The sequence below is a fragment of the Leifsonia sp. Root4 genome, assembly GCF_001425085.1.
In the GTDB taxonomy this organism is placed as follows: domain Bacteria; phylum Actinomycetota; class Actinomycetes; order Actinomycetales; family Microbacteriaceae; genus Microterricola.
This window is the reverse complement of sequence record NZ_LMDN01000001.1, coordinates 1,333,254-1,353,847: the sequence shown is the minus strand read 5'-3', so window position 1 is coordinate 1,353,847 and position 20,594 is coordinate 1,333,254. Positions and strand designations below refer to the sequence as shown.

Sequence of the window (20,594 nt, the reverse complement as noted above, 5' to 3'; positions counted from 1 at the left end):
AGAAAGCCCTGACGCCTCTATGACTCCGATCCCCGCTGTCCGCCTTCGTGCTCGATCGGCAACCGCGCGCGCGTTGGCCGTGGCGACCGTTCTCGCTCTCACACTCGGCGGGACGGTGGCGGGAGTTGCAGCGCCGGCCGCAGCGGCATCGGAGACCTGGGCGGTCACCAGCACCGCAGACACCGCACAGCCGGCATCCTGCGTCGACGGCAGCGGCATCACGTCGCCGAGCGGGCCGACCCTGCGTGACGCGCTCTGCGCAGCCAACAACCGGACAGAGCCCACGACAATCAACGTGGCGACTGGCGACTATCGGCTGAACCCCGCGCTGGGCTCTCTTGAGCTCGGCACGCAAAGTGGCGCAGACATCACCGTCAGGGGTCAGACGGATCGATCGGCGCGGATCATCGGCGACGGCGCAACGTCCGTGCTGGTGCTCGACCCGGACCTGGTCGGCGGTGTGACGGTGGCGCTCGAGGGTCTGACCATCACCGGTGGCGTGGGCGATCTGTACGGCGGCGGTGGAATCGTGGCCGGTTCGGCCGGCGCACCTGCGGACACCTTGACCATCGACAACAGTCTGATCACCGGCAACCGGGTCAACAGCGGCCCGACCAACTCGCCTGGCGGCGGCGTGCAGTTCGTGGGCGGCGCGCTCACCATCACAGACTCCGAGATCAGCGACAACGATGCCGGCACGAGCGGTGGTGGCGGGGTCGCCTACCAGTCAATGAGCGTGACGGGTGAGAGCTTCACCGTGCGGCGCACCCACTTTGCGGGCAACATGACCCGTTCCACCGGAGCCACCGAGCCCAACCCGAATACGGTGATCGGCGGCGGCGCCGTCTACTTCTCGGGCGCCGGGGCCACCGCGTCGGTCACCGACAGCAGCTTCACCGGCAACTCCGTGACCGGGAACCCGGGAGCGGCCGCACGCGGCGGTGCCGTCTACCAGGAGGCCGGCACCCTGTCCGTGCTGCGCAACAGCTTCGACGGCAACGTCGTCGCTGGCCCGGCGCCGGGGAACGGATCGTACGCCGGCGCCGCAATTCACACGCTGGGCGGTGTGACGAACGCCCATTTCAACAGCTTCACGGGCAACACGAGCAGCGCGGGAGGCTTCGCAGTGGCGCGCGGGGTCGACGGCGTTGTGGCGGTCGATGCGACCGTCGACGCTACGAACAACTGGTGGGGCTGCAACCCCAGCGCCGGCCAGGCGGGCTGCGATCCGGTCTCACCGGGCGTTGCGGCCTCGCCCGCGCTCGAGCTCGTGACGAGCCCGAGCGCCCTGGACCTGGCAAGCGGCGCGACGAGCGGCGTGCTCACCACCACGATCACCAGCGTTCCCGGCAGCGCCGCACTGCCGGCGGGATCGCTCACACAGTTCACGGGCGCGGCGGTGGCGTGGTCCCTGGCCGGCGCGACAACAGCAACGGTGAGCGGCAACGCCGCGTTCAACGCCCAGGGCATCGCCACGGCGAACTTCGACTCCCACGGCCAGACCGGTGAGCTGACGGCGACGGCACGGTTCGGCACCCTGAACTTGGAGACCCCTGTGGTGCTGCGGGCCGACCCCAGGTTCACGAGCCCGAACACTGCGTCGTTCGAGATCAACACCGAGAACACCGTCACGGTGCGTACGACGGGTTACCCCGTGCCCACCCTCCCGGCGACCCTCGTGGGGCTGCCGACAGGAATGAGCTACACCCCGGCGAGCGACGGTTCGGCGACGATCTCGGGCGTCCCGACCGTGGCCGGCACCTACCCGGTGTCGATCAGCGCGAGCAACGGCAGCACCTCCGTGAGCCAGACACTCACAATAACCGTGGCGCCGGCGCAGCGATTCACGAGCCCGGATGCGGTCACCTTTGTGGCCGGCACAGAGGCGAGCTTCGACGTGACGGCCGTCGGCAGCCCGCTCGGCGCGCTCAACGTCTCTGGCGATCTGCCCGACGGGCTGGCCATCGTGGGCGGAGCGGCCGGTCAGGCCACCGCGACGCTCTCGGGGACCCCAGGCGCAGGCGCCGGCGGCAGCTACCCGCTCGTCTTCAGCAGGAGTTCCGGTGCCGACATCATCACTCAGAACTTCACCCTGACGGTGAACGAGGCTCCAACGGTCACCGGCCCCGCGGGCCTCGACCTCGCGGTCGGCACGCCCGCGAGCCTTCACTTCACAGCGGGCGACGGTTTCCCGGCCGATGCGCGCGTAGACCAACTCGCCGGGGGCCTGCCGCCCGGTATTACCGACAGTTTGATCGGCGGCGGCCTGGAACTGAGCGGAACACCGCTCGCGGGAGCGGGTGGCGTCTACTCGCTCACTGTGAGCGCCACCAACAGCGCCGGCCTCAGCACGACGCGGACCATCGCGCTGACCGTGCAGGAAGATGCGTTCGTCGCAGCTGAACCCAACGACATCACGGTGCCCGTGGGCACGGCGGCGAGCTTCACCGTTGGCCTGGGCGGCTACCCTGCACCGGTCGGCCATTGGCAGGTCTCGCGCGATGGATTTGTCTGGGCCGACCTCGGCGAGACCGGCCGAACGCTCACGATTGCGCAGACGAGCGCGACAGACAATGGCCTGCACTACCGCTACTTCGTCAACCCCACGCTGGTCAGCGAGAGCGCGCAGCTGACGGCGTGGACCGGGCCGGTGATCGGCAGTGCCGGCGCCGCGAGCTGGGCAGTGGACGGCGCGGAGCACTCGTTCGAGGTGTTCGCGAGCGGCATCCCGGATGCCACGATCACCGTCTCCCCGACGGCACCGGCCACCGTGCCCGGCTGGCTCACCGTCGGCACCAGCGCAGCCGGCCGATTGACGATCTCGGGAACTCCACCCGTCGGCGCCGGAGGCGTCTACGTCTTCGACGTCTCGGCGAGCAACGTCTTCGACACCACGCCGGTGAGCGCGCTGAGCATCACCGTTGAGGAGGCTCCGACCATCACGGGCCCGAGCGGCCTCACACTTCCTGAGGGCGCTGCTGTTGGATCCGGCATTACCGTGACGGCAAGCGGGGGCCACCCCGCGGCGGCTGCCTTGGCGCTCGATCCCGTAAGCTCGGTGCCCCCAGGCATCACCGTAACGCGAGTCTCCGCCGACACCTTCACGTTCAGCGGCACCCCGACGACCGGCGGCGACTATTCGGTGAGCTTCACCGCGCGCAACTCGGCGACTGGGCCGACCTCCTCCATCCAGATCCCGATCCGGGTGACGGCGCCGATTGTCATCACCGCGCCTGCGACGGCCGAACTCACCTACCGCGGGAACGACTCGATCCCGATCAGCGTCGCACCGGGATTCCCGACGGTGACGAACCTCACCTTCGCCGGATTGCCCGGAGCCACCCTGACCACCTCTGACGGCATCTCCTACGACTTCTGGATCGGCGACAACGTCGCCCCCGGCGTCTACAACGTGATCCTGAGCGCATCGAACACCGAGGTCACGTCGACGGAGCTCATGGTCGTCACGGTGCGGAATGCGCCGCAGATCACCGCCCAGCCGTCGTCGGTCACGACCGTGGTCGGCGCCACCGCCACCTTCTCGGCGACCGTGGTCCCCGCCGACCCGTCGACGGGCACGGTGACCGCGCAGTGGCAGCGCTCGGGTGACGGCTCCAGCTGGACGGACGTGCCCGGCGGAACACTGAGCGCCGGCGTCGCAACGCTGAGCTTCACGGCGACTCAACTGATGAGCGGCGCGCAGTACCGGGTCGTCGTCACCGACGGCGTGGGCGCGACGAGCGCGGCGGCGACGCTGACGGTCGGCACGCCGCCGCAGCTGACGAGCGCGGCATCCGCCCCGTTCGAGGTCGGAGTCGCCGGTAGCTTCACGGTGACGGCCGCCGGCACGCCGGCGCCCGCCATCACAGCGGGCGCCCTGCCGGCCGGCCTCGGCTTCGTCGACAACGGCAACGGCACCGCGACCATCTCCGGCACACCGGAACCAGGTACCGGCGGCACCCACGGCGTGGCGATCGGAGCGGGCAACGGCTTCGGCGCTGATGCCGCACAGTCGCTGGACCTGGTGATGTCGGAGAAGCCTGCGGTCACCTCGGCCAGCAGCGCCACGGCTCCGGTCGGTGCACCGTTCTCGTTCACCGTCACGAGCAGCCCCGGCTACCCGGGCGCCGTCACTCTGAGCCTGGGCGGCGCACTTCCCAGCGGCGTCACGTTCGTCGACAACGCTGACGGAACCGCGACGATCGCCGGAACCCCCGCCGCAGCCACCGGAGGCGACCACGCGCTGACCCTGACGGCGACGAACCTCGCCGGATCGAGCGCCCAGAACTTCACCCTGACGGTGACGGAGGGGCCCGCGATCACATCGGCGGATGCCGCGACGATCACCGTGGGATCGGCGGCGGCCTTCACGGTGACGAGCAGCCCCGGTCACCCGGGCGCCGTCGCCCTGACGCAGAGCGGTACGCTGCCTGCCGGTGTCACATTCGCCGACAACGGTGATGGCACCGCGACGTTCGGTGGCACGGCAGCGGTCGGCAGCGGCGGGACATACCCGCTGACGCTGACGGCGACGAACGGCGCAGGGTCGAGCACGCAGTCGTTCACGCTGACGGTGACAGAGGACCCGGCGATCACCTCGCCCAACACGGCGACCATCACGGTGGGCGACGCGGCGGCCGTCGCCGTGACCAGCAGCCCCGGATACTCGGGGGCGGTGGAGCTGAGCGTGGCAGGAACGCTGCCGAAGGGCCTGACCTTCACCGACAACGGTGACGGAACAGCTGTGCTCGATGGCACGCCGAAGGCCGGCAGCGGCGGCGACTACGCGCTCAGACTGAAGGCGAAGAACACCACGGGTGCGGCCACCCAGGCGTTCACGCTGACCGTGACGGAGCACCCGGCGATCAGCAGCGCGGATTCCGCGATCGTCAAGCGGGGCGTGGTGAGCAGCTTCGCGGTCACCACCGAGGGCGGATTCCCGCACGACATCGCGCTCAGCATCAGCGGTGCCCTGCCCGACGGCCTCAGCTTCAGCGATGCGGGCGACGGCACGGCCACCATCGACGGAACGACGACGGCGCCAGTGGGGGAGTACCCCGTGACGCTGACCGCGACGAATGCCGCGGGTCTGACGACGACGCAGACGCTGACCGTCACGCTGCAGGCGCTGCCCGTCGTGATGCCGCCCGCGACAGTTCCCGAGGGGAGCGGAGCGCTTGAGGGCGTTCCCGCGACTGTGGCGCCCGGCAGCACGCTCGACGTCAGCGCGTCCGGCTTCGCCGCAGACTCGCCCGTCGTCTTCTCGATCTACTCGACCCCGACGGTGCTCGCAACCGTGACGGCGGATGCCGCGGGGGTCGCCCGTGCAACGATCACGATCCCGGCAGAGTTCTCGGGCGCGCACTCGATCGTGGCGTCGGGAACGGCGCCGACGGGAAGCGTGCTGTTCAAGCGCAGCGACGTCACCGTCACAGCGGATGACGGTGGCAACGGCTCAGACCCGGGCGGGAACCCGGGCGGCGAGCCGGCCCCCGGCACCGGAACCTCGGGAACAGACCTGTCGGCAAGCGGCTTCGACGGCGGGGCGCTGCTCACCGGAGCACTCGTCCTCCTGCTGCTCGGCGGCGGAGCTGTGCTGGTCACCGCCGTGTTGCGCAGACGCCGAGCAGGCACGCGCGACCGCGACTGATGCGGGGCGCGGCCGCCATCCGGCGGTCGCGCTTCCCGCCCCTCCGCTTGCCGCTGGCTGAGCGCACTCCGCTGGTTGAGCTTGTCGAAACCGGGCTCCGCTGGTTGAGCCTGTCGAAGCCTTTCCGCTGGAGTGATGTCGACAAGCTCAATCAGCGGAACGCGGGCTCGATCGGGCGGCGTTCGGGGCCCGGACACAGTGCAGCGGCCCGGTGAATTCACCGGGCCGCTGCACTTAACGCGGGCCCACGCGGGGCATCCGCAACGATCGACTAGTCGTTCAGCAGAACGATGTCGTCGAGGGAGAGACGCTGGCGCGGGGCGATCTCGCGCTCGCGCAGCCCCTCGGGGAGTGCTGCGGCATCGCCGAGCTTGCCGATCGTCATCACCGAGGTCGGGACGAAGCGCTCCTCGAGCTCGAATGCCGCGCTGATCGCGTCGCGGTCGAAGCCGCCCATCTGGTGCACGTGCAGGCCCTCGGCGTGCGCCTGCACGCTGAGGTGGGCGACGGCCTGGCCGAGGTCGTACTGGGCCCACGGGGTCGGCTTTCCTTCGGCATCCGCCACGATCGCGACGTTCACGACGAGTGCGGCTGCGCTGCCGGCCCAGGCCTGGTTGAAGCCCAGGAGCGCGGCGGCAATCGTGTCGAAGGTCGCCGTGCCGCGGCGGGCGATGATGAAGCGCCATGGCTGCGAGTTGTTGGCGCTCGGAGCCCAGCGTGCGGCCTCGAACACGCCGGCGAGGGCGCCGGGCTCGAGCACGGCATCCGGGTCGAAGGCACGGGGGCTCCAGCGCTCGGCGAGAACGTCGAGCATGGGAGCGCTGGTCTGGGCGGTGCGGGGGGCGGCGTCAAGCAGCGTCATGAGATTCCTTGCAGTGAGGTGGTTGAGAGTGCGCCACAACACTGGGGCATCGGTGGGTGAAACGCGTGTGTGTCCACGACTATTCCGCCCACACCCATGTGCGAGCGGATGCCGGCGGCACCGGCATCCGCTCTGCGAATCCGTTACCGGGCCGCGAGCTCGCGCTTCACCGCGGCAATGAAGGTGTCGATGTCGGCCTCGGTGGTGTCGAAGCCGCACATCCAGCGCACCTCGTTCTTGGCGGCGTCCCAGTCGTAGAAGCGGAAGCTCTCGCGCAGGGTGTCGGCGACCCCGTCGGGCAGCACAGCGAAGACGGCGTTGGACTCGGTCGGCTGCGAGAAGCCGAGGCCGCTGATCGAGCCGTCGGCGATGCCGGCCTCGAGCGCGCCGCGCAGGCGTGCGGCCATGGCGTTGGCGTGGGAGGCGTTGCGCAGGTAGAGGTCGTTCTCGAGCAGCGCGATGAGCTGGGCCGAGACGAAGCGCATCTTCGAGGAGAGCTGCATGTTCATTTTGCGCAGGTACTTGAGACCGGTCGACGCCTCGGGGTTCAGCACCACGATCGACTCGCCGAACAGCAGGCCGTTCTTCGTGCCGCCGAAGCTCAGCACATCGACGCCGGCATCCGTGGTGAACGCCCGCAGCGGCTGGCCGAGCGCGGCGGCGGCGTTGGAGATGCGGGCACCGTCCATGTGCAGCTTCATGCCGAGCTTGTGGGTGTGCTCGGCGATCGCCGTGACCTCGGCCACCGTGTACGCGGTGCCGAGCTCGGTCGTCTGGGTGATCGAGACGACACCGGGCTGGGCGCGGTGCTCGTCGCCCCAGCCCCAGGCTTCCTTGTCGATGAGCTCAGGGGTGAGCTTGCCGTCCGGTGTCTCGACCGTGAGCAGCTTGATGCCGCCGATGCGCTCCGGTGCGCCGTTCTCGTCGCTGTGGATGTGCGCGGTGCTGGTGCAGATGACTGCGCCCCAGCGCGGCAGCATCGACTGCAGGCCGGTCACATTCGCGCCGGTGCCGTTGAAGACGGGGAAGGCCTGGACGCCGTCGCCGAAGTGGGAGGCGAAGACCTGCTGCAGCTTCTCGGTGTAGATGTCGTCGCCGTAGGCGATCTGGTGGCCGCCGTTGGCCGCGGCGATGGCCGCCATGATCTCGGGGTGCACGCCCGAGTAGTTGTCGGAGGCGAAGCCGCGGGAGTCAAGGTCATGCAGAGTGTCAGTCACCGCTCTAGTCTGACACCCCGGCATCCGCCGTTTTCATGCGCCGCACGCACAGTTCGTGCCTGATCGGCCCGCTCCGCGCCACACTTCCCCGCGCGGGATGGCTGCAGCGGGACATGCAGAGGGGCGGATGCCGCGTGCTGCGGCATCCGCCCCTTCCCCCGGGCCGAGGCGTTACCCCTTGAGTGCCTCGGCCAGCTTGACCCTGGCGCCGAGGCGCAGCAGGGAGTTGCTGTAGATACGCGATCCCAGGGCCAGCACGACCACCGTCGTCGCCAGCAGGATCGCGAGCGAGAGCAGCGGCTCCCACCACTCGGCGGTGCCGAGGAAGACCCGCATCGGCATGCCCACCGGCGCCGAGAACGGCACGTAGCTCATGATGCCGAGCACGAGCGGGTTGTCGTTGAAGAGGATGACGAGGAAGTACGGGATCATGACGAGCATCGTCACCGGGGAGGTGACCGTGCCGACGTCTTCGGCGCGGGAGACCATCGACGCCGTTGCCGCGAACAGGGCCGAGAGCATGACGAAGCCGACGGCGAAGAACACGATGAACCAGATCACCGACGCGCCGAGGGTGCCGAGCAGCACCTTCTGGCTCGTGACCACCATGCCGAGGATCGCGAGCACGGCGATGGCCACGATCTGCAGGAACGCCATCGCACTGTTGCCGACCACCTTGCCCGCGAGCAGGGCGCGCACGGGGATCGTCGACATCAGAATCTCGACGATGCGGGTCTGCTTCTCCTCGACGACGCTCGATGCGATCGTCGAACCGAAGGTGATCGCCGACATGAAGAAGATGAGCCCGAAGCCGAGCGCGACGAGGTAGATCAGGAAGGAGTCCTGGCTGGCCTGCTCGAGCAGCACGACCTCCGGCCGGATGCTGAGCGCACCGACGACTTCGCCTGGGGCCTGGTCGAGGCCGATCACGGTGACGGGGTTCGCGGCCTCCGTGTCCTCGCTGGGCACGACGATCGCACTGACCTCGCCGTCGCGGAGCATCTGCTCCGCGTCCTCGCGCGAGTCGGCGGTGACGCCCTCGAGGCCCTCGGCCTCCGCAATGGCGGCGCTCGCCGCATCGGCGGAGGTGCCGATCAGGGCCACCTTGGTGAGCTCGGGGTTCTGGCTGACGAGGCCGCCGATCACCACGGAGGCGAGCACAGCAAGCATGAGGATGCCCGTCGAGATCAGGAACGCCTTGCTGCGCAGGCGCATGGTGATCTCGCGGCCGGCGACGAGGCCGACGCTGCGGGCGAAGGTGGGCGTGCTGCGGTCGGCGGTGCCGCGCGGCGGTGTGCTCTGGTGCGTGCTCATCAGCGGATCACCTCTCGGAAGACCTGGGCAAGGGAGGGTTCGTGCGGGCCGAAGCTCACCAGCTCGCCGCTGGCCACGGCGCGGGCCAGCACGGTGGCGCGGGCGTCGTCGTCGGCCTCGAACAGGGCGTAGCCGCCGTCGAAGTCGACCACCGTGACGCCGGGAACCTCGCGCACCCAGCCGGCATCGCCCGTTCCCGATCCGGTTGCGCTCGTGCCGCCGAGCAGCAGCTCGTGGCGGGAGGAGCCGTGCTCGCGCCGCAGCCCGTCAACCGAACCGTTCGCGCGGATCTGGCCGTCGGCGATGATCACGAGGTCGTCGCAGAGTCGCTCGACGATGTCGAGCTGGTGCGAGCTGAAGAGCACGGGGGCCCCGGACGCCGCGTGCGACTGCAACACGCCGAGCACCACGTCGACCGCCATCGGGTCGAGGCCGCTGAACGGCTCGTCGAGCACGAGCACCTCCGGTTCGTGCACCAGTGCCGCCGCGATCTGGGCGCGCTGCTGGTTGCCGAGCGAGAGGCTCTCGACGGTGTCGTTCGCGCGCTCACCGAGGCCGAGCTGCTCCAGAAGCGCCGTGGAGTTGCGGTTGGCGGCGGCCGCGGTGAAGCCGTGCAGCCTGGCCAGGTAGACGAGCTGCTCCTGCACCTTCATCTTCGGGTAGAGACCGCGCTCCTCCGGCATGTAGCCAAAGCGGCGGCGGTCGGCGGCGGTCAGGAGCGTGCCGTCGAGGCTGACGCTGCCGGCATCCGGGTCAAGCACGCCGAGAATGATGCGCATCGTCGTGGTCTTGCCAGCTCCGTTGCCGCCGACGAAGCCCGTCATACGGCCGTGGCCGACGGTGAAATTGACGTCGCGCAGCACGGCGCGGTCGCCATAGCTCTTATTGACGTTCTGGATCTCTAACACTGAGTGCACCTTTCGCTGCTGTGCTCTCAGGCTACGAGGGGTGAGAGGCGTGCGGCATCCGCCGTGCGGGGGGTTTCTGCTCTCCGCCGTGCGGCGGAGGGGGCGACTCAGGCACCCGCTCCGGCTCGAGGCCCCCGCAGTCACTCACGCTGGCTCGAGGCGCAGCCGAGGAACGAGGCCGCGACCGAAGCCGAGTGCCCCGCGTGATCGGGTCGCCCGGCGCACTACGCCGCAGTGCCCGCGGATCCGCTCGGGGCTTCAGTCGCTGGCGCTCCTTCAGCCGGCGGGAGCGGCGATCTGCTGCTGCACCTGGCGGCGGAGCACCTTGCCGATCAGCGAGCGAGGCAGCTCGTCAACCTGCACGAAGCGGCGCGGAACCTTGTACGGCGTGAGGCAGGTCTTCGCGAAGGTGCGGAGCGCGTCCGGGTCGAGTTCGACGCCGGGGGCCAGCACCACCGCGGCGGTGACGACCTCTGAACCGTCGGCATCCGGGGCGCCGACGACGGCGATGTCGAGCACATCGGGGTGGGCGAGCAGCGCCGCCTCGACCTCGGTGGGCGAGACGTTGAACCCGCCGGTGACGATGAGTTCCTTGGCCCGGTCGACGATGGAGATGAAGCCGTCGGCCGACACCGTGACGATGTCACCGGTGCGCAGCCAGGGGCCGCTGCCCGCGGCATCCGCGGTGTCGAGCGGATCGACGGACTCCGCCACCACGTCCGGGCCGAGCAGGGCCTCCGCGCTGTCGCTCGGCCGGTTCCAGTAGCCGGAGAAGACCTGCGGCCCGCGCACGAGCAGCTCGCCCGCCTCGTCGAAACCGCGCTGAACGCCCGGCCGCTCCGGGTCGACGACGCGGATCTCGATGTTCGGCAGCGGCAGGCCGACGGTGCCGGCGCGACGGTTGGCCGCGACGGGGTTCACGGCGATGATCGGCGAGGATTCCGTCATGCCGTAGCCCTCGACGAGCAGGCTCTCCGTGCCGGCCTCCCAGCGTTCGACGAGCGCGGGCGGCAGGGCCATGGCGCCGGAGATGGCGAACCGGATGCTGGCCAGGCTCACGCCGGCGGCATCGGCAGCCGTGAGCATCCGGTCGTAGATCGGCGGCACGGCGGGGAGGAAGGTCGGGGGGTTGTGGCGCGCGGCCTTCAGCACGAGCTCCGGGTCGAAGGCCGGGAACAGCACCAGACGCGCCCCCATGCTCATCGCCGAGGTGATGCAGAGGGTGAGGCCGAAGGCGTGGAACATCGGCAGCACGCCGTAGAACACCTCGGCGCCCGGCTTCGGCCCCGGCAGCCAGGCCTGACCCTGCAGCGAGTTCACGAGCAGGTTGCGGTGGCTGAGCACCGCGCCCTTCGGGGTGCCCGTCGTGCCGCTCGTGTACTGCAGCAGCGCGACGTCGTCGGGCTGCGGACGCGGGTGGTCGGCGGCGATCGGCTTGTTCTTGAGCACGCTCGCCCAGACGACGGCGCCGGGGGCGGGGTGGCCGAGAGTCAGCTTCGCGCGGCCGGTGCGGGCGGCGGCAACCGGCATCCGGAGCTTGGCGCGCATGCCGATCGGCATGGCACGGGTCACGTCGACGGCGATGACGGTGTCGACGCCCATGGCGGAGGGGAAGTCGGCGACGGTCGCGGCGAGCTTGTCCCAGACGATGGCTACGCTGGCGCCGTGATCCTCGAACTGGTGCAGCAGCTCGCGGGGCGTGTAGAGCGGGTTGTGCTCGACCACGATGGCGCCGAGGCGCAGCACGGCGTAGAAGGCGATGATGTGCTGCGGGCAGTTCGGCAGCACGATCGCCACACGGTCGCCGGCCGCGACGCCGAGACGGCGCAGACCCTCGGCTGCACGGTCGATGGCTGCGCCGAGTTCGCGGTAGCTCGTGGTCGCGCCGAAGAACTCGAGCGCGACGTGGTTGGCGTAGCTCGTGGCCGAGGCCTCGATCACGTCGACGAGGGAGTCGTCGGGAACATCGATGAGGTGCGGAACTCCGGGGGAGTACGAGGCGAGCCAGGGCTTGTCGGCGAAAACGCTCATCGGGCGGCTCCGCGGCTGAGCGAGTGCATCATGCCACCAGTCTTACATTGCCCGGCAGCGCGCCGGTGCTGGCGCGCGCCGAGAATCGGGAGGATCATGTCTTTCGTGTCCTCATCAACCCGCCTGGCGGGCGCGGCACCGTGAACACCGCCGCCCGTCGCATCCAGCGCATCTACCTCGGTCTCACGCTGGGCAACACCCTTGCGGCATCGTTCATCTGGGGCGTCAACACGCTTTTCCTGCTGGATGCCGGGCTCAGCTCGCTTGAGGCCTTCGCCGCCAACGCCTTCTTCACGGCCGGCATGGTGCTGTTCGAGGTGCCGACCGGGGTCGTCGCCGACAGCTGGGGCCGCCGCACCTCTTTTCTGCTCGGCACGATCACTCTCGCCGTCTCCACCTACCTCTACTACCTGATGTGGCAGCTGCACGCCCCGTTCTGGGCGTGGGCGGTCATCTCGGTGCTGCTCGGACTCGGCTTCACCTTCTTCTCCGGCGCCGTCGAGGCGTGGCTCGTCGACGCGCTGCGCTTCTCCGGCTACGAGGGCGGCCTCGAGGCCGTGTTCGGCCGCGGACAGATCGTTGCGGGCGTCGCCATGCTCGTCGGCTCGGTGGCCGGCGGTGTGATCGCCCAGGCCACGAACCTCGGCGTTCCCTTCCTCTTGCGCGTCGGCGTGCTGCTGGTGATGTTCGTCGTGGCGTTCGCGCTGATGCGCGACATCGGCTTCACGCCCGAGCGCTCCGTGCACCCCCTGCGGGCGACCAGGGAGTTGCTCTCCGCCTCGATCGACGGCGGCCTCAAGAAGCCGCCCGTTCGCTACATCATGCTCGCGGCGCCGTTCACGGCCGGCGTCGGCATCTACGTCTTCTACGCGCTGCAGCCCTATCTGCTCGACCTCTTCGGCGATCCGAAGGCGTACTCGATCGCCGGTCTCGCCGCGGCGCTGGTTGCCGCATCGCAGGTGCTCGGCGGATGGCTCGCCCCGCGTGTCAGGGCGCTGTTCCGCAAGCGCACGACCGTGTTGATTCTCAGTGTCGTCGTCAGCGTGCTGATCCTGGTGTCGCTCGGCTTCAACCGTGTGTTCTGGGTCGCGCTCGTGCTGCTGGCCGTCTGGGGTGTCGTCGCCGCGGCCGCCGGGCCGGTGCGCCAGGCCTACCTCAACGACATGATCCCGTCGAAGCAGCGGGCAACCGTTCTGAGCTTCGACTCGCTGATGGCATCCAGCGGTGGCGTGGTCGTGCAGCCCGTGCTGGGACGCTCCGCCGACCTCTACGGTTACCCGGCCTCGCTCGCGTTCGCCGGTCTGATCGAGGCCATCGCGATCCCGTTCCTCTTCGCCAGCCGCCGCCAGCACGCCCCGGCCGATCTGGCGAGCGATTCGGAGGTGGCGGCCGCGGCGTCCGATGCCGCAGCCGGGGGCCCGGCGGATGCCGGAGCGAGCGAACCCGGTCCTAGGCCCGAGGGGCAGCCGTGACCCCGTGCTCGTACGCGAAGATCACGGCCTGAATCCGATCGCGGAGCCCGAGCTTCATCAGGATCTTCGACACGTGGGTCTTGACCGTGGACTCGCCGACGTAGAGCCGGGTGGCGATCTCGGCGTTGGAGAGCCCCGCGGCCAGGAACTGCAGCACCTCGCCCTCCCGTTCGGTGAGCGTCGCCAGCGCGGCATTGTCGGCGGGCTGGGGGATTTCGACAAGCTCAATCAGCGGGTGTTCGTTGGTTGAGCCTGCACTCCCGTTGGTTGAGCCTGTCGAAACCGAACTCGTCGCCGCAGCGATCACGTGCCGCGTGACATCCGGCGAGAGCAGGGCATCGCCGCGCGCCAGCACCTGCACGGCATTGACGAGCTCCTCCGGTGAGGCGTTCTTCAGCAGGAAGCCGCTCGCCCCGCTCTGCAGGGCGCTGAACAGGTAGTCCTCGCGGTTGAAGGTGGTCAGCACGAGCACGCTGGAGGCGAGCGTCGGGTCGGCCACGATGAGCCGGGTGGCCTCCAGGCCGTCCATGCCGGGCATCTGCACATCCATGCAGATGACATCGGGCGCAAGCGCGCGGGCCTGGGCGACGGCCTGTTCGCCGTTCTCGGCCTCGCCGACGACCTCGATTCCGGGCTCCGATTCCAGGATGATGCGGAAGCCGGCGCGCATGAGCTGCTGATCGTCGACGATCAACACGCGGATGTCGGCAGTGGTCGGTGAATCAGACATTCTCAGTGCTCTCGTTTGTGGTGATTTCGACAGGCTCAATCAGCGGGGCCCCGGTGGTTGAGCTTGTCGAAACCGCGGAAACCCCGTTGGTTGAGCTTGTCGAAACCGCGGAAACCCCGTTGGTTGAGCTTGTGGAAACCACGGCGGGAAGCGGGAAACGGGCCCGCACGAGGTAGCCGCCGCGAGGGCGTGGGCCGAGTTCAATCGTGCCGCCGACGGCCGCGACCCGCTCACGCATCCCCAGTTGACCGAGCCCGGAACCGGCGGCGGTGCGCTGTTGGCCGCTGGCTCCGATGCCCGTGTCGCTCACCTCGAGTTCGACCGCGTCGGGCAGATAGCGCACGCGCACGTCGGCCGTCGCCGCGCCACCGCCGTGCTTGCGCGTGTTCGTGAGCGCCTCCTGCGCCACCCGATAGACGCTGAGGCTGACGCCGCCAGGGAGAGTGCGGGCATCGCCGATGATGCTGAGCGTCGCCGGAAGGCCGGCGGCCGCGGCATCCGCCACCAGATCAGCGAGCTGTTCGACGCCGCGCGTGCTGTTGCTGAGATGAGCGGGAACCGTGCCCGTGTCCGCCTGGTCGGAACGCAGGGCGCCGAGCAGCAGGTGCAGCTCCTCGACGGCGCTGCGTGCGTTCTGCTCGATCAGGCTGAGTGCGGCGCTGGCCTGGGCCGGGTCGCGTTCGAGCACGCGCCGGGCCGCCCCGGCCTGCACTCCCATCACGGAGACGTGGTGGGCGACGACGTCGTGCAGCTCGCGCGCGATCCGCACTCGCTCGAGCGCGACGGCCTGCTGCTGCGTGCGCTCGCGCGCTTCGGCGAGTTCGACGGTGCGCTGCTCGAGCAGAGCGCGCGCGCGGGCGGAGCGGTACGCGGCATCGCCGAAGAACCAGGCGCCCCCGAAGTAGAGCAGATTGGTCATGATGTTGATCAGGCCGTAGGCGAGATAGGGAGAGAGTGCGCCGTCCCGGGGCAGTTCGGGCAGATAGTCCTGCACGGCGGAGTAGAAGATGAGCTGCCAGAAGACCCAGGCCAGCATGCCGGAGACGATGATGGCGCGCACGACGGTGGCGACACGGCGGCTGCGGCCCCAGGCGCCGACTGAGTAGATTGCGACGAAGAGACTGATCTGGCTGAACAGCATCTCGCCGGTTTCGAACACGAAGGCGACCGTGAACGCGAGCGAGGCCACGATCGCGACGGCCTCCGGCCACCGTCGGCGGAACGCGAGGGGCAGCGTCATACCGATCACCCAGAGCGTCGACTGCCAGCCGGGGGTGTCCTCGTAGGTTCCGGTGACCCGGAACAGCACCAGGCTGATCGTCGTCGCGACGGCCAGCGCCAGTGCCAGCAGCAGGTCATTGCGGTAGCCGGTGCGTCCGGGACGCGGCCGCACCCACTCCTCGCCGGGGAGCGGGGCAGCCGAGTTCGGCCCGGCAGCCTCGCTCGGCGCGATTGTGATGGACGTCTCGCTCATGTCTCAACGCTAGCGGCGCGGATGCCGCGGCGAATCCGCCGTGTGGGGGATTGCGGCCGGGTGGGTCGTGACCGTGGGAAATGGGGGCTGGTGACCGACTCTGCCGCCACCGATACTGGGGTGATGAGCACGCACAGCGGCAGTTCTCGGCGCACATTCCTGGCCGTTCTGCGTGCTGGGACGGCGGTCGCGGTGGGCGCGTTGCTGCTCTCGGGGTGCGCGGCTGGCGCACCAGCGGCTGATACCGCAGCGCCACCGCGCGCGAGCGACGCAGCAAGCGAGAGGCCGGTCGCTGAGTCGAGCGCGTTCCCCGTTCCGACCCCGGTCGTGCCAGCACTTCCCGCCTCGGGCGAGGCGCCGGTGGAGGTGACGCCGGAGACCCCCGAGCCGCCGCGTTGCCTGGACGAGCAACTGGAGCTGGCTGTCGAGGCCCTGCCCGATGAATCCGGCGCGGGGCAGAGCGGATTCAACCTGCGCTTCCGCAATGTCTCGAGCGACGCATGCACCCTCTGGGGCTGGCCGGGCGTCAGCGCCGTCGATGCCGGCGGTGCGTTGATCGGATACCCGGCGCAGGCCGTCGGCGGCGATGGCGCGCTCGTGACGATGCAGCCGAACGGGGTCGCGATCTCGCACGTGGCCGTCAGCGCGGCCGGCGCCTACGACTGTCCCGCTGTGACGGCATCCGGGCTCCGGGCGTTCGTCACGTCGGATGGCGCGGGACACGGCGTGACGGTCGAACACGAGATCGTCGTCTGCGGCGACGCCACCTCGACCATGCGGCAGAGCGCGTTCGCGGCGGCATCCTGACGGACGGCTGGCGTGTCTGCCGTGCCGGCCAACGGATCCTGCCCTCGGCCCAAAGCAGGAGGGGCACTGCCGTGTGGCAGTGCCCCTCCTGTGCGGTGAGCGGTGTGCGTGCGCGCTCTGCTTAGAGCTGAGCGCTCCGGCGGCGGCGTGCGACGAGCAACGCGGCACCGAGCAGCAGCATGAGCGAGGCGGCGCCGAGCGGCAGCGTCGTCTCGACACCGCTCTCGGCCAGCCCGGCCGTGACGTTCAGGGCGTACGCCTGCACGGCCTTGGAGCTCTGTCCAACGACGACCATCGTGTGGTCACCGGCGCTCAGCTGCGTGAGCAGACCGGTGCTGAGTTCGATATGAACTGCGCCGTCGACGACCGCGAAGGTGCCGACCAGCACGGGGCTCGAGTACGCGTAGACGTCGACGAAGCTGTCTGCGCCGTCCCACACGATGCTGGCGGTGTGGTTCGTACCCGCGTTGAGCGAGCCGGCAGGCAGGCCGGCGGCATCCTGGGCCTGGACGCCGGCGGGGGCACTGGCCGCGAGGAACGCGTCGAGACCCGAAGAGTCGGCGACGGGGGCCGCGGCGGCGGGCTGCTCGGTTGCGGTGACCGCGGCAGTGAGCTCGCTGTTGAGCGTCGTGGGCGAGAAGCCCTCGGCGGTGCCGGTCACGAGAACGCCGAGGAAGCGGCTGACCAGGTCACCGGTGACGGTGTAGCTGGTGCCCGATGCGCCCTCGATGCCGCCGCCCATCATGCCGCCGTTCCAGAACCACTCGTAGCTGAGCTCGGTGCCTGCCGGCCATCCTGCGGTGGTCACGCTGAGGGTCTGGCCAACGACCGGGGAACCCGTGACGGTGACGCTGACGCCGTCGAGCGGGAGCGACGGCGGGCCGCCGAAGGTGAACGCCGTGCCGAAGATGTCGAGGGTGCTGAGGTAGCTGGCGCTGATCTCGGAGTAGATGCCGTAGGCGGAGACGTCGGTCATGCCGGCGGTCTCGAGCGCGGGGAGAATGGTCTCCAGTGTCGCCGGCTCACCGAAGGCGAGGCCGGGAACGTCTCCCCAGACGATCCACGACGAGTCCAGGCCCGGGGTGTTCGTGCCGGAGACAGCGCCGACGTAGCGGAGGGTGGTGCTCTCGCCGAGCTCGCTGTTCTGCACGGTCAGCTCGAGCGCCGACGGCGTGGTGTCCTCGCTCGTCGTCCACGAGATGAGGCTCTCGGCGACGGCGTCGGAGACGCTGCTGAGTGGCTCAGGCGTTTCGAGGGTATTCGTGATGGAGCCGCCGTACGCGATGCTCAGCGCCCCGCCGACATCCTGCAGGTTGTCTGGCGCATACGTCTGCCAACCGGTGGCGCCGACCTCGGAGCCGATGTCGGCCTTCGCGACGTGCGTGCTGACGACGACGGCCTGGGCCGGTGCCGCGACGGCGAGTGTGGCGCCGGAGAGCAGCACGACGCCGAGTCCGAGTGCCGCGCCGCGGCGGAGCCGCGCGCTGAGGGTGGTGTGATTCACGTGTGCAATTCCCATTCGTCGAAGGCAGATCAGCCGTACCGCGAAAGTGGGCGAGTTGCACCGTCAGCTCGTCGGACGAACGCCGGTTCGTCCGGCGGGATCGCCCGAGCTTATCGAGAGGGCGGGGCTTCGGAGGCTACGGACAGCCGAATGTGACTCGGAGTGGGGGTTCCTCAGTTTGGGCGGTCGGGCCGTACCGGGTCCGCGCGCGAAGGCCGGCTCAGGCGTCGCCGAGGCGAATGTGGCTGCCGTTGAGCGTTCCGGCCGACTGCTGCCAGAGGGCGACGACTCCCGACGCGAGTTCCTGCTCCAGCCCGGCCAGCGCCTTCACCACGAAGATCACGGCTGCGGCATCCGGTTCTGCCGGGGCCGCGGCTTTCGCGAAGCCCTGAGCCACGGCCCGAGTCCACGCGTCGGCAGCGGCCTTCGCGGCGGCGTAGTTGGCGCCGCCGGCCAGCGGCCGATCCACGGAGACGCTCGACACGATCGCCAGGCGGCCGGCATCCGATGCCAGCAGCTGATCGTTGAAGGCGCGAGTGGTGTTGCGCAGTGTGCCAAAGGCGGACTCCAGCACCTGCCAGTCCTCATCGCTCTGGCCGGCCAGCCCACCGCCGCCGCGCCAACCGCCGACCAGGTGGATGAGTCCGTCGATGCCGGCATGCCCGTGCTTCGCGGCGGTCACCCGGATTTCCTCGGCGAGGGCCGAGACGGCCGTGAAATCGCTCAGATCGCAGACCCGCGTGATGACGCCGGGAATGGCGTCCGCCAGTGCGGCGAGGCGCTCGGGATTGGATCCGACGGCGATCACCCTGGCACCGGCCGCGCTGAGCGCGGCGGCGCAGGCGTGTCCGGATGCGCTCGTCGCGCCGGCGATCAGAACGGTGCGCGCGGCGACGCCGAGCGCGAGTGCGGAGTCGGTCATGCTCATGCTCTCAGGCTAGACAGTTCGCGATGGGGTGGCACCCCTCGCGTGAAAGGAGAAAGCGCGATTGCAAGGATGCTTCTCGTGAAACAGTCCTTGCAATCGCACTTTGTCCTTGTTTCCCGGGTGCGGGGCCCGGGCCCCGGCTGCTAGGCGTCGGGAGTTGTGGCGGTGATGCCGATGGTCGACTCGATCACGGGCTTCATCTTCTTGTCGAGTGCCTCAAAGAACATCGACAGTGGGAACTCGTCGTCGAGCACGAGATCCGTGTAGCCCTTCGGGGCGCCGGCGAGCACGTCATCCGGGAGACCGCGCGCCCAGACGGATGCCGGGTTGGGCGTCAGCGTCTCGGCGATCATGTCGTAGGCGGCGAGCCAGTGCGCCTTCTTCGGGCGATCGATCGACTTCCAGTAGAGCTCGTCGATCTGTGCGCCGAGGGCGATCACGACGTCCGGCACGGCATCCCAGTCGAAGGCGAGCTGGGTGTCTGTCCAGTGCAGCACGTGGTGCTGGTGCATCCACGCGAACAGCAGCTGGCCGCCGAGGCCGTCGTAGTTGCGCACCCGGCTGCCGGTGATCGCGAAGCGGAAGATGCGGTCGAAAATCACCGCGTACTGCACGAGCTTGGCGTGAGTGCGGGCATCGGGGCTCGCGTTCTCGTCGCGCTCGATCGCCACCGACTCGCGGAACGCGGTCAGGTCGCAGCGCAGCTCCTCGAGTGAGTAGAGGAAGAACGGCATGCGCTGCTTGATCATGAACGGGTCGAACGGCAGATCCCCGCGCATGTGGGTGCGGTCGTGGATCAGATCCCACATCACGAAGGTCTCTTCGGCCAGCTTCTGGTCGTCGAGGAGCGATGCGGCATCGGCGGGCAGTTCGAGCTTGGTGATCTCGGATGCGGCACGCACAACGCGGCGGTAACGGGCCGCCTCACGGTCCTGGAAGATCGCGCCCCACGTGAACGTCGGGATCTCGCGCATCGCGACCGTCTCGGGGAACAGCACGGCGGAGTTCGTGTCGTAGCCGGGGGTGAAGTCGACGAAGCGCAGCGGCACGAAGAGCTTGTTGCCGTAGTCGCCGGCCTCCAGCTCGCCGATGAACTCGGGCCAGATGACCTCGACCAGCACGGCCTCGACGTAGCGGTTCGAGCTGCCGTTCTGCGTGTACATGGGGAACACGACGAGGTGGCGCAGGCCGTCGACGCGGTGCTGCTGCGGCTGGAACGCCATCAGCGAGTCGTAGAAGTCGGGCACGGCGAAGCCGCCAGCGCTCCAACGCTCGAAGTCGGTGACGAGAGCGTTCAGGTACGCGGCGTCGTGCGGGAAGAGCGGGGCGAGTTCGCGCACGGCTGCGACGATGGCGGCAACGTTCTCCGCGGATGCCGCATGCTCGACCTCATCCGGAACCGAGCCGTCCTGCGCCTGCACCGCCTGCAGTGCGACCGCGGCCTGCTTGAGGCGCGCCCACGCCGGGCTGTTCTCGACGTCGGCGGCGAGCGTGATCGACGCCGCGGTGACGGAGCTCACGGCGTCTGGGTTCGTCACATCTTCGACGACCTCGGGCTCACCGACCAGTGCTTGTGCAATGTAATTCGACATGGGAACCTCCCGTCCTCGTGAAGAGCGCCGCGTGCCAAGAAGGCCGGCAGGCGGCAGCGTGTGCGCCGATATGGCGTGCTCCTCAGCGTAATGAGAAGGCTGCTG

13 protein-coding genes are annotated in these 20,594 nt (G+C 69.5%); 3 read left to right on the top strand and 10 right to left on the bottom strand.

The window, feature by feature from the left end; all coding sequences use genetic code 11:
* The first annotated feature begins 115 nt into the window (after window positions 1-115).
* A complete protein-coding gene (locus ASC66_RS06080) occupies window positions 116-5,650 on the top strand; it encodes a beta strand repeat-containing protein (RefSeq protein ID WP_157509661.1) in 5,535 nt (1,844 codons plus the stop codon).
* 271 nt (window positions 5,651-5,921) lie between these two features.
* Here ASC66_RS06080 and ASC66_RS06075 read toward each other — a convergent pair whose 3' ends face one another.
* The 5 genes from ASC66_RS06075 to ASC66_RS06055 form a co-directional block, all read right to left on the bottom strand.
* The gene (locus ASC66_RS06075) at window positions 5,922-6,512 is read right to left on the bottom strand and encodes a nitroreductase family protein (protein ID WP_055835943.1); all 591 of its coding nucleotides are present in this window, start codon (window positions 6,510-6,512) and stop codon (window positions 5,922-5,924) included.
* 143 nt (window positions 6,513-6,655) lie between these two features.
* Entirely contained in the window at window positions 6,656-7,729 is a 1,074-nt protein-coding gene (locus ASC66_RS06070; RefSeq protein WP_055835941.1) for a threonine aldolase family protein, read from the bottom strand.
* Window positions 7,730-7,900: 171 nt separating this feature from the next.
* Window positions 7,901-9,043 carry an ABC transporter permease gene (locus ASC66_RS06065; RefSeq protein ID WP_055835931.1) on the bottom strand — a complete coding sequence of 381 codons (1,143 nt, stop codon included), beginning with the start codon at window positions 9,041-9,043 and terminating at the stop codon, window positions 7,901-7,903.
* Window positions 9,043-9,951, bottom strand: a complete 909-nt coding sequence (locus ASC66_RS06060) for an ABC transporter ATP-binding protein (RefSeq protein ID WP_055835928.1) — start codon at window positions 9,949-9,951, stop codon at window positions 9,043-9,045. Before ASC66_RS06060 ends, ASC66_RS06065 begins: the two co-directional genes overlap by 1 nt.
* Before the next feature lie 276 nt (window positions 9,952-10,227).
* Window positions 10,228-11,982: a long-chain-fatty-acid--CoA ligase gene (locus ASC66_RS06055; protein WP_055835925.1), complete on the bottom strand. Its 1,755-nt coding sequence runs from the start codon at window positions 11,980-11,982 to the stop codon at window positions 10,228-10,230.
* A gap of 140 nt (window positions 11,983-12,122) precedes the next feature.
* Here ASC66_RS06055 and ASC66_RS06050 point away from each other — a divergent pair, with 140 nt between their 5' ends.
* A complete protein-coding gene (locus tag ASC66_RS06050; protein ID WP_157509660.1) occupies window positions 12,123-13,454 on the top strand; it encodes an MFS transporter in 1,332 nt (443 codons plus the stop codon).
* On the opposite strand, the gene ASC66_RS06045 is transcribed toward ASC66_RS06050, so the two are convergent.
* Window positions 13,432-14,184, bottom strand: a complete 753-nt coding sequence (locus tag ASC66_RS06045; RefSeq protein WP_055835922.1) for a response regulator — start codon at window positions 14,182-14,184, stop codon at window positions 13,432-13,434. The genes ASC66_RS06050 and ASC66_RS06045 overlap by 23 nt on opposite strands.
* Entirely contained in the window at window positions 14,177-15,658 is a 1,482-nt protein-coding gene (locus ASC66_RS06040) for a sensor histidine kinase (RefSeq protein WP_082492045.1), read from the bottom strand. Before ASC66_RS06040 ends, ASC66_RS06045 begins: the two co-directional genes overlap by 8 nt.
* A gap of 123 nt (window positions 15,659-15,781) precedes the next feature.
* Between ASC66_RS06040 and ASC66_RS17775 the strand changes: the two genes are divergently transcribed.
* Entirely contained in the window at window positions 15,782-16,465 is a 684-nt protein-coding gene (locus ASC66_RS17775; RefSeq protein ID WP_162243477.1) for a DUF4232 domain-containing protein, read from the top strand.
* Between the two features lie 121 nt (window positions 16,466-16,586).
* Here the strand turns inward: ASC66_RS17775 and ASC66_RS06030 are convergent, their stop codons facing one another.
* From ASC66_RS06030 to ASC66_RS06020, 3 genes are all read right to left on the bottom strand, one after another.
* A complete protein-coding gene (locus tag ASC66_RS06030; RefSeq protein WP_157509659.1) occupies window positions 16,587-17,969 on the bottom strand; it encodes a hypothetical protein in 1,383 nt (460 codons plus the stop codon).
* Window positions 17,970-18,189: 220 nt separating this feature from the next.
* Window positions 18,190-18,897: an SDR family NAD(P)-dependent oxidoreductase gene (locus ASC66_RS06025; protein WP_157509658.1), complete on the bottom strand. Its 708-nt coding sequence runs from the start codon at window positions 18,895-18,897 to the stop codon at window positions 18,190-18,192.
* 143 nt (window positions 18,898-19,040) lie between these two features.
* Entirely contained in the window at window positions 19,041-20,489 is a 1,449-nt protein-coding gene (locus ASC66_RS06020) for a DUF6421 family protein (protein ID WP_055835913.1), read from the bottom strand.
* Window positions 20,490-20,594: the final 105 nt, after the last annotated feature.

Excerpts from the sequence above, each read along its gene's own strand:
- ASC66_RS06025 (WP_157509658.1), bottom strand. The coding sequence starts at position 18,897 with ATGAGCATGACCGACTCCGCACTCGCGCTCGGCGTCGCCGCGCGCACC.
- ASC66_RS06055 (WP_055835925.1), bottom strand. The coding sequence starts at position 11,982 with ATGAGCGTTTTCGCCGACAAGCCCTGGCTCGCCTCGTACTCCCCCGGA.
- ASC66_RS06045 (WP_055835922.1), bottom strand. The coding sequence starts at position 14,184 with ATGTCTGATTCACCGACCACTGCCGACATCCGCGTGTTGATCGTCGAC.
- ASC66_RS06075 (WP_055835943.1), bottom strand. The coding sequence starts at position 6,512 with ATGACGCTGCTTGACGCCGCCCCCCGCACCGCCCAGACCAGCGCTCCC.
- ASC66_RS17775 (WP_162243477.1), top strand. The coding sequence starts at position 15,782 with ATGAGCACGCACAGCGGCAGTTCTCGGCGCACATTCCTGGCCGTTCTG.
- ASC66_RS06065 (WP_055835931.1), bottom strand. The coding sequence starts at position 9,043 with ATGAGCACGCACCAGAGCACACCGCCGCGCGGCACCGCCGACCGCAGC.
- ASC66_RS06040 (WP_082492045.1), bottom strand. The coding sequence starts at position 15,658 with ATGAGCGAGACGTCCATCACAATCGCGCCGAGCGAGGCTGCCGGGCCG.
- ASC66_RS06020 (WP_055835913.1), bottom strand. The coding sequence starts at position 20,489 with ATGTCGAATTACATTGCACAAGCACTGGTCGGTGAGCCCGAGGTCGTC.